General features: G+C 51.8%; 14 protein-coding genes. 4 read left to right on the plus strand and 10 right to left on the minus strand.

Going from position 1 to position 12,639, the window contains the following annotated elements; translation table 11 throughout:
* Positions 1–183, minus strand: a 183-nt coding sequence (locus EJP87_RS18465) for a hypothetical protein (RefSeq protein WP_227657547.1), incomplete at its 3' end; no start/stop codon positions are given.
* Here EJP87_RS18465 and dapF point away from each other — a divergent pair.
* On the plus strand, positions 182–1,213 hold the full coding sequence (gene dapF, locus EJP87_RS08910; RefSeq protein ID WP_193771253.1) for a diaminopimelate epimerase: 1,032 nt from the start codon (positions 182–184) through the stop codon (positions 1,211–1,213). The two genes, EJP87_RS18465 and dapF, sit on opposite strands and share 2 nt — an antisense overlap.
* Before the next feature lie 95 nt (positions 1,214–1,308).
* On the opposite strand, the gene EJP87_RS08915 is transcribed toward dapF, so the two are convergent.
* The 9 genes from EJP87_RS08915 to EJP87_RS08955 all read right to left on the minus strand — a co-directional run bounded on the left by EJP87_RS08915 (position 1,309) and on the right by EJP87_RS08955 (position 9,156).
* Positions 1,309–1,722, minus strand: coding sequence for an HIT domain-containing protein (locus tag EJP87_RS08915; protein WP_227657548.1), 414 nt, complete (start codon positions 1,720–1,722; stop codon positions 1,309–1,311).
* 35 nt (positions 1,723–1,757) lie between these two features.
* The gene (gene ppnP, locus EJP87_RS08920) at positions 1,758–2,039 is read right to left on the minus strand and encodes a pyrimidine/purine nucleoside phosphorylase (protein WP_130471518.1); all 282 of its coding nucleotides are present in this window, start codon (positions 2,037–2,039) and stop codon (positions 1,758–1,760) included.
* A gap of 71 nt (positions 2,040–2,110) precedes the next feature.
* Positions 2,111–2,512 (minus strand): hypothetical protein, encoded by a 402-nt coding sequence (locus EJP87_RS08925; RefSeq protein ID WP_130471519.1) that lies wholly within the window; start codon positions 2,510–2,512, stop codon positions 2,111–2,113.
* 266 nt (positions 2,513–2,778) lie between these two features.
* The gene (locus tag EJP87_RS08930; RefSeq protein WP_130471520.1) at positions 2,779–3,783 is read right to left on the minus strand and encodes a succinylglutamate desuccinylase/aspartoacylase family protein; all 1,005 of its coding nucleotides are present in this window, start codon (positions 3,781–3,783) and stop codon (positions 2,779–2,781) included.
* Between the two features lie 13 nt (positions 3,784–3,796).
* Positions 3,797–5,797: a SpoIIE family protein phosphatase gene (locus tag EJP87_RS08935; RefSeq protein WP_130471521.1), complete on the minus strand. Its 2,001-nt coding sequence runs from the start codon at positions 5,795–5,797 to the stop codon at positions 3,797–3,799.
* Positions 5,798–6,096: 299 nt separating this feature from the next.
* Complete coding sequence (locus tag EJP87_RS08940) at positions 6,097–7,164, minus strand: polyamine ABC transporter substrate-binding protein (protein WP_130471522.1); 1,068 nt, start codon at positions 7,162–7,164, stop codon at positions 6,097–6,099.
* A 111-nt stretch (positions 7,165–7,275) separates the two neighbouring features.
* Positions 7,276–8,058: a TorF family putative porin gene (locus EJP87_RS08945; protein WP_193771254.1), complete on the minus strand. Its 783-nt coding sequence runs from the start codon at positions 8,056–8,058 to the stop codon at positions 7,276–7,278.
* A gap of 89 nt (positions 8,059–8,147) precedes the next feature.
* Positions 8,148–8,744 (minus strand): SiaB family protein kinase, encoded by a 597-nt coding sequence (locus EJP87_RS08950; RefSeq protein ID WP_130471524.1) that lies wholly within the window; start codon positions 8,742–8,744, stop codon positions 8,148–8,150.
* Positions 8,728–9,156 carry a DUF1987 domain-containing protein gene (locus tag EJP87_RS08955; RefSeq protein ID WP_130471525.1) on the minus strand — a complete coding sequence of 143 codons (429 nt, stop codon included), beginning with the start codon at positions 9,154–9,156 and terminating at the stop codon, positions 8,728–8,730. The genes EJP87_RS08950 and EJP87_RS08955 overlap by 17 nt, the downstream gene beginning before the upstream one ends.
* Before the next feature lie 458 nt (positions 9,157–9,614).
* Here EJP87_RS08955 and EJP87_RS08960 point away from each other — a divergent pair, with 458 nt between their 5' ends.
* The 3 genes from EJP87_RS08960 to EJP87_RS08970 all read left to right on the plus strand — a co-directional run bounded on the left by EJP87_RS08960 (position 9,615) and on the right by EJP87_RS08970 (position 12,545).
* The gene (locus EJP87_RS08960; protein ID WP_130471526.1) at positions 9,615–10,313 is read left to right on the plus strand and encodes an FKBP-type peptidyl-prolyl cis-trans isomerase; all 699 of its coding nucleotides are present in this window, start codon (positions 9,615–9,617) and stop codon (positions 10,311–10,313) included.
* 63 nt (positions 10,314–10,376) lie between these two features.
* Entirely contained in the window at positions 10,377–10,955 is a 579-nt protein-coding gene (locus EJP87_RS08965) for a DedA family protein (protein ID WP_130471527.1), read from the plus strand.
* Between the two features lie 54 nt (positions 10,956–11,009).
* Positions 11,010–12,545 (plus strand): NAD-binding protein, encoded by a 1,536-nt coding sequence (locus tag EJP87_RS08970; RefSeq protein WP_130471528.1) that lies wholly within the window; start codon positions 11,010–11,012, stop codon positions 12,543–12,545.
* The last annotated feature ends 94 nt before the right edge of the window (positions 12,546–12,639 follow it).

Genomic DNA, 12,639 nt, shown 5'->3' on the forward strand with positions numbered 1-12,639 from the left:
CTGCACCCACCAGGAGGAGATAATCTCCTCCTGGACCTCCATAATAGTTTTCTGATTTTCAAATGCGATTGCCCTGGAGAAAATCCTTTCTCCCGACAGCAGAATGATGTAGACGGGTAGTGGGTATATTCGTCCGCAAACATCCGGGCAGACATTTATCAATATGCGTGAAGGAGGCATCATGCCGCACACCGTTACCCTGCCGATCATTAAAGGTCATGGCGCTCGTAACGACTTTATCATCATCGATGAGTGCCGAGAGCGCCTTATCGCCGAAAATCTTAAAGGCCCGTGCGCCCGTTTGCTCTGTGATCGTCGCCACGGGATCGGCTCCGATGGTCTGGTCTACCTCTCTGCCGCCACTCCAGAGCAACCACGGATGCGATTTTTCAACCCTGATGGCAGCGAAGCGGAAATGTGCGGCAATGGCATCCGCTGTGCGGCTCGTGCTGCTTACGAGGGCTATTTTGCCGCACGCGACCCCCTGCTCTTCCACACCCTGGGCGGCCTTTTTACCACCGAAAACTATTTTTCCCAGGAGCACCAACTCCATTTTGTGCGGGTGCATACAGCCCCCCTCTCCAGCAATCCCAGCCATATTCTCAGCAATCACCGCACTACCCCGTTTATCAACCAACCTCTAGAGCTGCCAGGTGAAAAACTGACTGGCACCATCCTTTCGGTAGGTAATCCCCATCTGATTGTCCCGGTAACTGATCTCAAAGCAGTGGATCTGCAGCGTCTGGGCCCTGCCCTGGAACACCATCCCATGTTCAGCAATCGCGCCAATATCAGTTTTGTGCAGATTATCGACCGACGCACCCTGCTGGTGCAAACCCATGAGCGGGGTGCCGGCTTGACCCTCTCCTGTGGCACGGGCATGACCGCCTCAGTCGTAGCGCAGGTTTTGAACAATACAGTGGATAATCAGCAGCCGATTGCGGTTCATACCGCCGGAGGGGTGGTCTGGGTGACGCCCCAGGTAAGCGAAGAGAGTTTACTCGCGCAATTGACCGGCAATGCCACCTGGATCTGTTCGGGACAGACAACCGTGCACTGTACCGAGGAGAGCATCCATTTTGTCGGCACAGAAAAAATGGTTATCGAGAAAAACTATCTTCAGGAAGAGGAGCAGTTCAGCCGTCTGGCCCAGCAATCGCTTTTTGAACGCTCCATCTTGCGTGGTACCACCCTGGAATCCTTGCTCGGATAACAAGTTGATTGGTGGTCACTTATCATGAAAACTACTGCAAAAACAGCAGCCTATCAAGACACATGCCGCGACCATTTACGGAACATCTTTGCCCTTTAAGAACAGGTCAACTCTGTCCGCAGTTGCGCCAACAGAGAGTCACTCTCTGTCAAAGCATAGGGCAGAGGGGGCAAAGCCCCCCAAACCGGCTTTGGCCATGCAGCATCTCCGCGAAAACGGGCCAGCACATGAATGTGCAGTTGTGGCACCAAGTTGCCCAAAGCGGCAATGTTTAACTTGTCTGGTTTGAAAAGAGTGCGCAATACCTGACTGGCGCGACAAATATCATCATGCACCCCAGGCCATAGCAACCGAGAGAGTTGATCCCACTCGCTCACATCCCGCTGATTGGGCACCAGGATCAACCAGGGATAGCGACTGTCGTTCATCAGCAACAGTTGGCAGGCCGACAACCGTTTGACAAAAAATGTATCTTCCTGCAAACGGGGATGGAGGGGCACCTCGGCCACAACCGATCCCGCAGATGACAGCAAACAGCTTGTACTCATGCGTAGGTGCACAGATAGGCGGTATTTTCTGCTACACGCAACTGAAAAGCCTGACCTGCTGCCACCACAAACGATTCACCGGCGGCAAAGGCCCGCCAATCGCTGACCCCAGGCAACTGTACCGCCAACATGCCACTGATCACAGTCATCGTCTCCTGGCTGGAGGTATCAAAGGTATATTCACCGGGGGCCATCACCCCTACCGTGGCCGGCAAATCCGAACTCTGAAAGGCAATCGATTTGACCTTGCCACCGTAATATTCATTGACCTTAAACAATGTCCTACCCCTCATCGACAGCTAATAGTTGATGTCGCGCCCGTCACGCACCCCAGGCCAGCCACTATCCATCAATTGTTCCAGGCCAGCCACTCCTCTTGGTCGCACTCCCCCTCCTGGACCAGCCAACCGTTTCGACGTACCTCTTCTACCCCTTGCCCATACCAACCCTGCACAATCTCCATCAATGCCTGCAAGCGTCGATTGCTCTCCAGTGAATTGGTTTCGCCCTCGTTATGCAAAGCAGAGCGCAAATCGGCCATGGCTGCCATCATCTCTTGCACCAGCAAGGGTGACAACTCCTCGCCATAATCGACAATCAATTGACTGGCACACTCCAGCAACGATTCCGCACGTCCACACAGATCCGGCAATACTAAAGGAGGTACAACACCTTGCCAACGAAATGCAGTTGTTGGCAAGTGGCCGGACATTCCGCCACCCAGGTCCATTTCAATAACATAATTCATCATAATTCTCCCCCTGGACACCATTCGCACTTTGTTAACTCGCGATAATGCATGGTCAGTACCTCTTACACCTGCCGTCAGCCACCGTCAGCGCACCGACGGCAAACCATCCTGCATTATAGCAAGCAAAGAACATACCAATTAACCACAATTGGATACAAAAGAATGATATAATTGAAATATAATAAATTTATAAAATGCAGCAGCAGATCAGAATAGTGAAAAACAGCAAGCATCAGCAGAAAGCAACGTTTTTGACCAAGAGAGCGTCAAACAATCTCATCTTCGTCAAACAACGGCTCCGTCCCCAATTCAGCGGTACGCGGTGACAGGGCGACATGAAACAACGCATCCCCTTGATTGACCACCGGTAATTCGGCGCATCCGATCAAGAGACCTGCTTGTGTAGCCCGCACCTCGCTGGCGGTATCACCGATCGGATCGGAAAGAATGCCCAGCAGATCCTGGCACTCCACGGCATCGCCAAGACGGCGCCAGGGCTGCCACAAACCGCTCATTGGCGCCCGAATCCATTGTGTTTTCTGCGCAATCACCGGCTCGCTGCGCAGTTGCCGGTCTGCACGCCGCTGTGGCAACATCTCCAGAGCCCGCATCACCGCCAAAATACCGCGCATGCCGCTGCGAATACTCTCTTCATCGAGGCGCAACCCGGCCCCCGCCTCGTACAACAACACCGGCACACCACGCTCCCTGGCTGCCTCGCGCAACGATCCCGCGCGCAAAGGAGCTTCAATGATGATCGGCGCCTGGAATGCTGCTGCCAGACGACGCAAGCGCTCTTCACCTGGGGCGATACGAATCTGCGGCAAATTGCGTCGATGCAGGGTTGCCGAATGAATATCAATACCATAATTGCTGCGCTCGACCACCTCGTGCACAAAGAGGTGTGCCAAGCGGGCAGCCAGGGATCCGTTGGCCGAACCGGGAAAGGAGCGATTCAAATCGCGGCGATCGGGTAAATAGCGGGTATGGGCGATAAAACCATGAACATTGACAATGGGAATGCACAACAGGGTGCCGCGCAGCAACTGCAACAAACGGTGCTGCCAGAGACGACGAATAATCTCGACACCGATTATCTCATCCCCATGGACTGCCGCGCTGACAAACAAAACTGGACCGGGACGTTGACCATGCTGCACATGCAGCGACAGATGCAGTGGCACATGATTGGACAACAAGGTGATCGGCATATCCACCCGACAGCGGCCCCCCGGAGGAACCTCTTGTCCCTGAATGGAAAAATTGTTCATTTTTTATAAAATGTTACCAACGCAAACCGATCACGGTCACATCATCCATACGTTCCATATCCCCCTGATAGTTGAGAAAAGCATCCAGCAACAGCTCTTTCTGCCAAGCCAACGGTTGTCGACAATGCTCCCGCAGCAGCGCTTGCCAGCGTCTGTTGCCTAGAGGCAACCCTTTGGCTCCTCCCAGTTGATCGATCACCCCATCACTGGTCAGGTAGACGGTCAAACCCGGCTCAATGGGCACGGTATGCACCGTATAGCTTTGCTCCAGACGTGACTCTTTATATCCCAGACTTTTGCGCTCGGCAGGCAGAACAGTCAGCACACCATCGCGAACCAACAGCAAGGGGATGCGTGCTCCGGCATAGAGAAGTTGTTGTTTATGGCGCTCCACCACCAACAAACCAATATCCAACCCATCATTGGATTGGGCATGTTCGCTATCCTGATGCAGGGTGCTTTTGATGGCACCATTCAACGCCTGCAACAACTGATTGGGCTGACGGATTCCCTCTTCACGGACAATACGCCGCAATCCCGCCACCGCAATCATGGTCATAAAGGCTCCTGGCACCCCATGACCGGTACAATCCAGCAAAGCCAAGAGAATGCTCTCCTCGGTGGCATCAACAAAATAGATATCCCCCCCAACCACATCCCGTGGCAACCAAAGCACAAAACTCTCCGGCAACACCGCCTGCCACAACGCTGGATTGGGCAACAGCGACTGTTGAATGGTGCGTGCATATTGAATGCTGTCTTGAATTTTGCGATTGGCTTCGGCAATAGTGAGCAGGGAGCCTTCCAAAGCGATATTTTTGCTGTGCAACTCGGCTGTGCGTTCGGCAACCTTCTCCTCCAACTCTGCCGCATGCTTGCGCAGTGCCGAATGCAGTTGATCCAAATCGACAACCATGTGGGCAAAAGCAGCCAACAGCTCATCCAATTCGTTCTCTTTACTGCCTATTTTCATTCCGGTAGGCAAGGGAGGCATGGTAAAATGGCCCCGTCCCACCGCTTGACTGACCTGTGACAAAAAGAGAATCGGACGAATAAATTGCCGCTGCATCGCCATATACAACAGCGGAAACAACAAAAAAATCACCGCCAGTGTCATCCCGGCCACCTGCCAGTACAGGGCATGAATACCCGCACTCAACTCATTTTCATCCCCCACCGTAAACAGATACAAAGAGTGGTCCAAGGCAATACCACGCAACACATAACGGTTACCCATCCAGGAGAGTGGGGTAAACGCACGGCTTTGTGCTGCGGAACGCAGCGCTTGCCACTCCTCATCTGTAAATTGCATCGGCAATGGGCGCCAGGATGGTCCAATGAGAATGCGCCCTTCAGCATCGGCAATAAAAGCAAACCCCTCTTGTCCAATGTGCAGAGGTTGTATCTGTGAAGTCAGGAACCGTGGTTGCACCGTCAACAACAAATAGCCCTGTAACGGCTCCTTGCCCATCCCACTGCGGGTTGCTGTTTGCACAGTAATGCGTTTGCTGGCCAGCAAGGCCGCCTGTTCATTATCGGGATTCAGCATGATCTCCTGGTAATAATCATCGGCATTCTGCACAATGCGGCGAAAATAGGGGCTGTCCGCTTCATCATCGCTGCGATTGCCCAAGCCAGTGACCGTATAGCGCGCATCCTCCGAGCCATCCGGCAGCAGAATACGAAACTCATAATAGTCGGGATAGACCAAAGCGGTATCGGCAAACAGTTGCAGCATGGGCGCCTGCAACACGGTATAGCGTGTCAGCTCCTCTTCCACGCCCAAATATCCGGTCACCAGTTTGGAACGGGCCAACGCCTCGACATTGGCACGAATCGCTTGCAGATGGGTGGTGGCATTGGTCTCCATCTGCTCCAGCAGGGTACTCATTTCGCTGCGCAGCGCCTGGCGTTGGCTCTCCTCCAAATAACGACCAGCCAACCAACCAAACAGCAACAACGGCAGCACCACCATCGGCACCAGGGTAAGTGCCAACTGTCCACGCAGCTTCACAAACTCTCTCCGTTCTTCAGAATGGTTGGAAGACTGTAACTATTCAGGTTCGTGCTGGCTCGCCAGCTCTACCCCCATGGGGATGCTGTGCGAATTGGCGCAAAAATGCGCGCCAATTCGCACAGCTTGCTTCCATTAGGCGCTTAGGCCGACGCAAAAGGCGCGTCGGCTTCGTGTGTAAAGCGCGCCAAAGGCAAAAGATTACAAGAAAAATCCCAGGGATTCCATCCCTGGACCCGGCCAGGGAGGTGCCCACCCTGGACCCGCAATGGTTTTGGGTGGTGAATAGTTACGGCAAACTATTTATTGGTCAACTCCGTATGCAGACTTTTGAACTGATTGATCACCTTGGCCGGCAAGTTTTTTGGAAACTCCGAACGACCCATCACCTCTTGTGGCGGATAAATTATTGGATTATTGCGATGTTCCGCCGACAGGAAGGGCAGTGCACCCTCATTGACAGAGGCAAAATGGACCGTTTCCGCCAAACGCGCCGCATTCTTGGGTTGATGCAAGAAATTGATCAAACGGGCCGCCTGCTCTTTCTTTTTCGAGGCTTTGGCAATGGTAAAACAGTCCACCCAGAGCAAGGTTCCCTCTTTGGGAACCACAAAGGCAATATTGGGCTCCATTTTGCTCAGGGTGATGGCATCGCCGTTAAACATCAAGGCCATCCAATATTGCCCGGTAATCAACGGTGACTTTTCCCCCAAACCCATATAGCCATAGGTGTGCACGAAAGGTTTTTGTTTGCGCAACAGATCTGCCGACCCCTCCAAAACCTTTTTGTTCACATCGTTCATCGAATAGCCCAACGCTTTCATGGCGATGGTACGCATGCCGATGGCATCGCTCAACATCATGATCCGCCCTTTGAGCTCGTTGGCCGGTTGCAACAGATCCATCCAACTGCTCACCTCGCGCTTGAGCAGGTCGGGGCGATAGCCAATCCCCAAAGTACCCCACAACCAGGGCACCCCATACTGCTCCGCTTCGGGATAGGTGGCACGCCATTTGGCCCCGATATGTTTCATATTGGGAATTTTATCTGCCGGAATAGGAGTCAGCCATCCTGAATGGGCATAGGCTTGAATATCCTTGGCCTGCACCACCACCAAATCATAGCCCTCGCCTCCGGTCTGGGCCAACAGAGCATCGCGAGCCTCTTCCGTCTCAAAAAAAACCTCGCGCACATGAATACCGCTCTCTTTTTCAAAGGCATCGAGCAGTCCGCGATCCATATACTCTTCCCAGTTGAGCAAAACCAACTCTTCGCTGTACCCCTTCTGTGGCAAAACGAACCATAAAGCCAGCAGCAGCAACAGACCAGCCAACCCGCCCCAACTGCGTCCACTCGTGCTATTCATCTTCGCCTCCAGCCCCCTTGGTCAGACATAACAGAGCAGGCGGAGACCGAAGCCCCCGCCTGCTTGCCATTGCACAAACATTTGATTTGCAGCTTTTTTTCTCAATACAGCCTAAAACGACCAGGCAATATTACCAACCACCCGTCCATCCGCTTCTGAGGCGGAACTCAAACGCCGTCCATCACTGTCAACACCAATCCAATCGATACCTGCAGTGAATCCAGCCGGCAACTCTACAGAAGCACCGATGCTGTAATCATTGACACCACTGAAGCCCAATCCGGCAACCTTGACTGCATCGCCATAAAAGCGGCCAAAATGTCCCTTCAACGTGGTTTTAACGGGCAGCACATTGGCCAATTCATAGGTCAACTGTGTGTCGATATAAGAAGAAGAGGCATCGTTGGTGGAGGTGCCCATATAGGCATCGCTGTAATAATATTTGGCTTTGAAAGCGGCATCGCCCAATTTATAGCCACCGCCGATATAATATTCGCGATAGTCATAATCAAAACCGCTATTGAGCCAAGGATAGATATATTGCACCAATCCCACATCCACGCTCAAACCGTTATTCCACTCCTTGCTCCAGCCCATGGAAGGATCCAACTCCAGAGAAGCGTCACTCCGATCTACATTGCTGAAATCGATATGCGAAGCAAACAGACCCACATAAAAACCACTGTCATGGGTTGCTGTCAGGGTACCCTGCAAAGTCGGGCGGTGTTTGCTATTGGAATATCCCCGCGAGACATAATCGCTGACTCCGGTGATACCTCCACTCAAGGCAAAGCTACCCACTTTCACTTTAGCATCCGCCGCCTCTTCTGCCAAAGCGTTCTGTACCAACACCGGCATCACCGTCAATGCACAAACTGCCAATAATCTTTTCATTGCTATTCCTTCATAAATGTTAGAGAAAATATCTTGGTAAACAACCATTCCCCTGCCAATTTACCGAGCAAAATTTACGCCATCGTCTTTTAGATGGTGACCTGCAGAGTAAACAACAACAACCCCCCTTCCCAGGGGGTAAAAAAATAGTCGAAAGCGCTGGCACGACGCACAATTTCGATCAAACCCAAACCGGCACCCTTGCTGCCAACCGGCGCCGGACTACGTCCCCTCTCCTTGAAATAGGCGCGCAATTGATCCTTATCCATCCCCTGTAAAAGCTGCAATTGTTGTTGCAAGCGGGGTTGGTCTTCCGCCTTGATCAGATTGCCACATGAAACATAAAATTGTCCCTGCCGATGGCCCACAATCACCATGCCAACACCGGCATCACCACCTTCGGCAGAGAGTTGCACACGCTCTTCAGAGTAACGGATGATATTTTGCACCTGTTCGACAAATACCGAAAAGACCCGCAAACTCTTGCCATGATCGCCAAGCTCTTGCGCGGTTCGCTTTTTCAAGACATGCTCAAGCATCTCCACCACACCTTGGCTCATGGGACCGCGCATGCAAAAGATCACCCCATCCGCCTCTGCCTGCTTGAAATAGTAGGGTATCAGCGATTCGCTGCCAAAGCGCATCCCCTCCTGTTGTTCCTTACTCCGATCAAAATGGTGACTCATCCCCACTATCCGCCGCAATCAGTTGGAAATTGATGTATTGCAAATCTTCCTTAAACTCCTCGCCATACTCCTGCGCCATATCATCATCAGGATCATAATACCAATTTACTGTCACTTGGCATGCACCGGAAGAGGCTGCCTGATCCAACAGATCAAACAAGTTCATAAATACCTTAAAAGAACTGCTGTTGAAATAGACAATCGCCAGTTCCACAGTGATCATCTTGCCGGCCACCTGGGTCAAATATTCCTGCAACCAGATGAACACGGGACCATAAAATTGGGCCGTATTTTCAATATAGGACTTGCCTTTGAAACTCAGACGATCCAAAGCCGCGCTGAAACGGATCTCTGGTGATGATTGTGTGGCCGCCAATAGCAAATCTTCCACTGTCTCAACCTTCTCCTGCAAAGCTGCTCCCGAACCTGTGCTGCCAAAGCTGCACCTGACCCATGCTGCTGCTCAATCTGACTTGCAAGCCAAAAATGGCTACAGATTGGCCCCTTTTCTCGTCGTCTGTCAATCTAATTTTTCCTGCAGTAAACGGGAAACCGCCCACTTATGCAAGCAATTTTCCAGAAATGACAAAAATAAACACCTAACCAAGAAACAACAATGATAACCTCTTTATAGCGACACCTGCTTCACTCACCCCTCCGCCTCATTTTCCCCCTCCCGCCACTTCCTGATCTTCAGGAAGCATATCCCCTTGATCCCGCTTTACCCCCTCCTGTCCCCAGGAGCGACCCGTATCTGCGCATCTATTTTTTTGCGGAAATGTGCGTTTAAGACCATGCAATCTGCGCCATCTGTTGTATAATCCATTTTTTTGGCTGACTCACCCCCACTAATTCCCTGAAAGGTCGCGCATGAAAATTTTGTTGGCTCCTTCCGTCGCCCTTCTGCTGCTTTGTGGAACCTCCCTTGCCCCAGCGCAAGCCGATGACTCTCTGAAAACCTTGAAAGATCGTTTCAGCTATGCCCTCGGTCTGCAAATCGGCACCGACATCAGCCAAATGAAAGATAAACTCGATGCCAACAGCTTTATCCGCGGCATCCAGGACCAATTGGCCGGCAAAAAATTGCTGATGACGCCAGAAGAGATCGGCAAAGCCAAAGAAGAGTTCCAAAAAAGTATGCTGGAAGAGATGCAGAAAGAGAGCCAGAACAGCGCCAACAAAAATCGCAGCGAAGGCGAGCAGTTTTTGGCCAAAAACAAAGAGCGCAAAGGGGTGATCACCACCAGCAGCGGCCTGCAATATGAAATTCTTACCCCAGGCAATGGTCCTAAACCCAAAGCAACAGATACCGTTAAGGTCCATTACCAAGGCACTCTGCTGGATGGCAGCGAATTTGACAGCTCCTATAAACGCAAAGAGCCTGTCTCTTTCCCCTTGGATCGGGTGATCCCCGGTTGGACCGAAGGGTTGCAATTGATGCCCACCGGTGCCAAATATCGCTTTTTTATCCCTTCAGATCTGGCCTACGGCAAACGCGGTGCCCCACCCAAAATTGGCGGCGATGCCACCTTGCAATTTGAGGTGGAATTGTTGGAAATCGTTAAATAATATCAGTCGATTTCGACAGTATACCTGCCAGGGTGATCATAAGGATTTGCGGCGAGCGGCACTATGGAAGAGTTTGCTATCAATTTTATCAATGAGCATGGCTACCTGATCTATCCTTTGGTGCTGGTCTGGACCTTTTTTGAAGGGGAGACCATTGTTTTGGTGGTTTCGGCTCTGGCTGCCACCTCCGCTCCCTTTATCAATCTGCCGTTGCTCGGCGCCTGTGCCACTGCCGGTACCATGGCCGGAGATCAACTCTTCTATTATCTGGGACGCTTTTATGGCACCCCCTTTCTCGCCTCGCGTCCAAAACTGGCCGCCAAAGCGGAACGGGGGTTTGCTCTGTTACGCAAAGGAGAGGTTCCCTTTATCCTCTCCTACCGCTTCATCTATGGTGTGCGCAACGTCAGTCCGTTTGTAGTCGGCGTGGGTGGCATTCCGCCAGTGCGTTTTTTCTTTCTCAATCTTACTGCCTCTTCTCTTTGGGCCTTTACCTTTACTGCGGGTGGTTATTTCCTCGGCAAAGTTTTGGAACAATGGCTCGAAGAGTATAAAATGCACATGATTGCCGCTGTCATCCTGCTGATTGGTATGATCTACCTGTTCAATCGCTCGAAGGGCAATGCCTCCCCTTCTGCTTGAATTGTGTGCTCTCTCGGTGGCTCACGCTGGCCTTAAGCACATGCAAGGTTATCCATGATCACTGTTATTATTGATCGCAAAAAAATCAAATCCCAGGTTCATAAATTTCTGGTCAAGGCAGACTCACCATACCGCACCCGCATCGATCTGTTTCTGGCTATTGTGGTAATCGTTACTGTGGCGATGGTTATCCAAGAGAGCGACAGCAACCTTGATGCAGCCGATAAATTGCTGTATCATCAGTTGGAACTACTATGTAACATCCTTTTTTTATTTGAATATTTATTGCGCTGGTGGGCAGCTTCCGATCTCATCAGTAGCTGGCAATATGCCTACCATCGCCATCGGCGACGCCATCAAACCAGTAATCTCGCCTCCATCTGGCGCGCCACACGCTATAGTTGGGCACACAAATGGTTCTGGATGAAACAACCGATGGCCATCATTGACCTACTGGCCTGGTTGCCTTTGCTCCCCTTTTTCCACGAATCTTCCCTGCTGCGCATTCTCTGTCTGCTCAAACTGCTTCGTTATACCCGGCAAAGCGCCATCATCAAAACAGCTCTGCAAGGGCATGCCCAGGAAATTGCTTCCGTTTTGATTATTGCCGCTGTCAGTTGGAGTCTGGTTGCCATCGCCTTTTATGTGGTGGAATATGGCCACAACCCACGCCTGCACACCTTGTGGGATGCCTATTATTGGATGGTGGTCACGGTAGCCACTCTCGGCTATGGGGATATTGTCCCCCACACCATGGCCGGGCAAGGGGTAGTCATGGCAGGCACCGTAGTGGGTATCATCACCACCACCTTTATCTCCGTGGTCTTGATCTCTGCCATGACCGAACACCTGATCCATTTAAGGGAAACTCGCATGGAACAACGCATCTCCCAACTCTCCGAGCACTATATTGTCTGTGGCCTCTCCGACATGGGACGAATCGTGTGCGCCAATTTACAAGCCGAAAAAAAACCATTTGTGGGCCTGGATCATCGCCAGGATCGCGTCGAAGCGGCTATTCGTGAAGGCTGGGCGGCCAGTCAGGGACTACTGCAGGATGAACAGACCTGGAAACCTTTGAATGTGAGCAGCGCCAGAGGGGTCATCATCACCACCAACGATGAAGCCACCAATATTTCCATAGTGCTCATTGTGCGTGAGATCTCACCCTACTGCACCATTGTCGCCTGCAGCACGACTCCCAGCGCCGAAAAACGACTGCTGAAACTGGGAGCGACCCGTGTGGTCTCTCCCAGCCAGATCGGTGGTCTGCAATTGACCCATTCGGCATTGCGCCCAACCGCGCTGCACTTTCTCGACCTGGTGATGAAAACCGACTATGCCGAACTGGAGATGGAAGAGATTCCTCTGCCTCTGCAATCTCCCTTTGCCAACCTGACCCTGCATAATACCCGTATCCGCTCCGATTTTAATGTCATTGTGGTTGGCATTTTGCCCAGCAAGGATAAAATGATCTTTAATCCGCGTGGTGATGTGATGATTCGACCTGGCGATACCCTGGTCTGTCTAGGCAACGCCGATGATATGCAGCGCCTGCGCGAGGCCATCAATAATAATGTAGTCTGGTAACTATTCACCACCCAAAACTCAGGGCAATCGCATTTGAAAATCAGAAAATTATTATGGAGGTCCAGGAGGAGATTATCTCCTCCTGGTGGGTGCA

The organism is Candidatus Magnetaquicoccus inordinatus, from assembly GCF_004217665.1.
GTDB classification, from domain to species: Bacteria; Pseudomonadota; Magnetococcia; order Magnetococcales; family Magnetaquicoccaceae; genus Magnetaquicoccus; species Magnetaquicoccus inordinatus.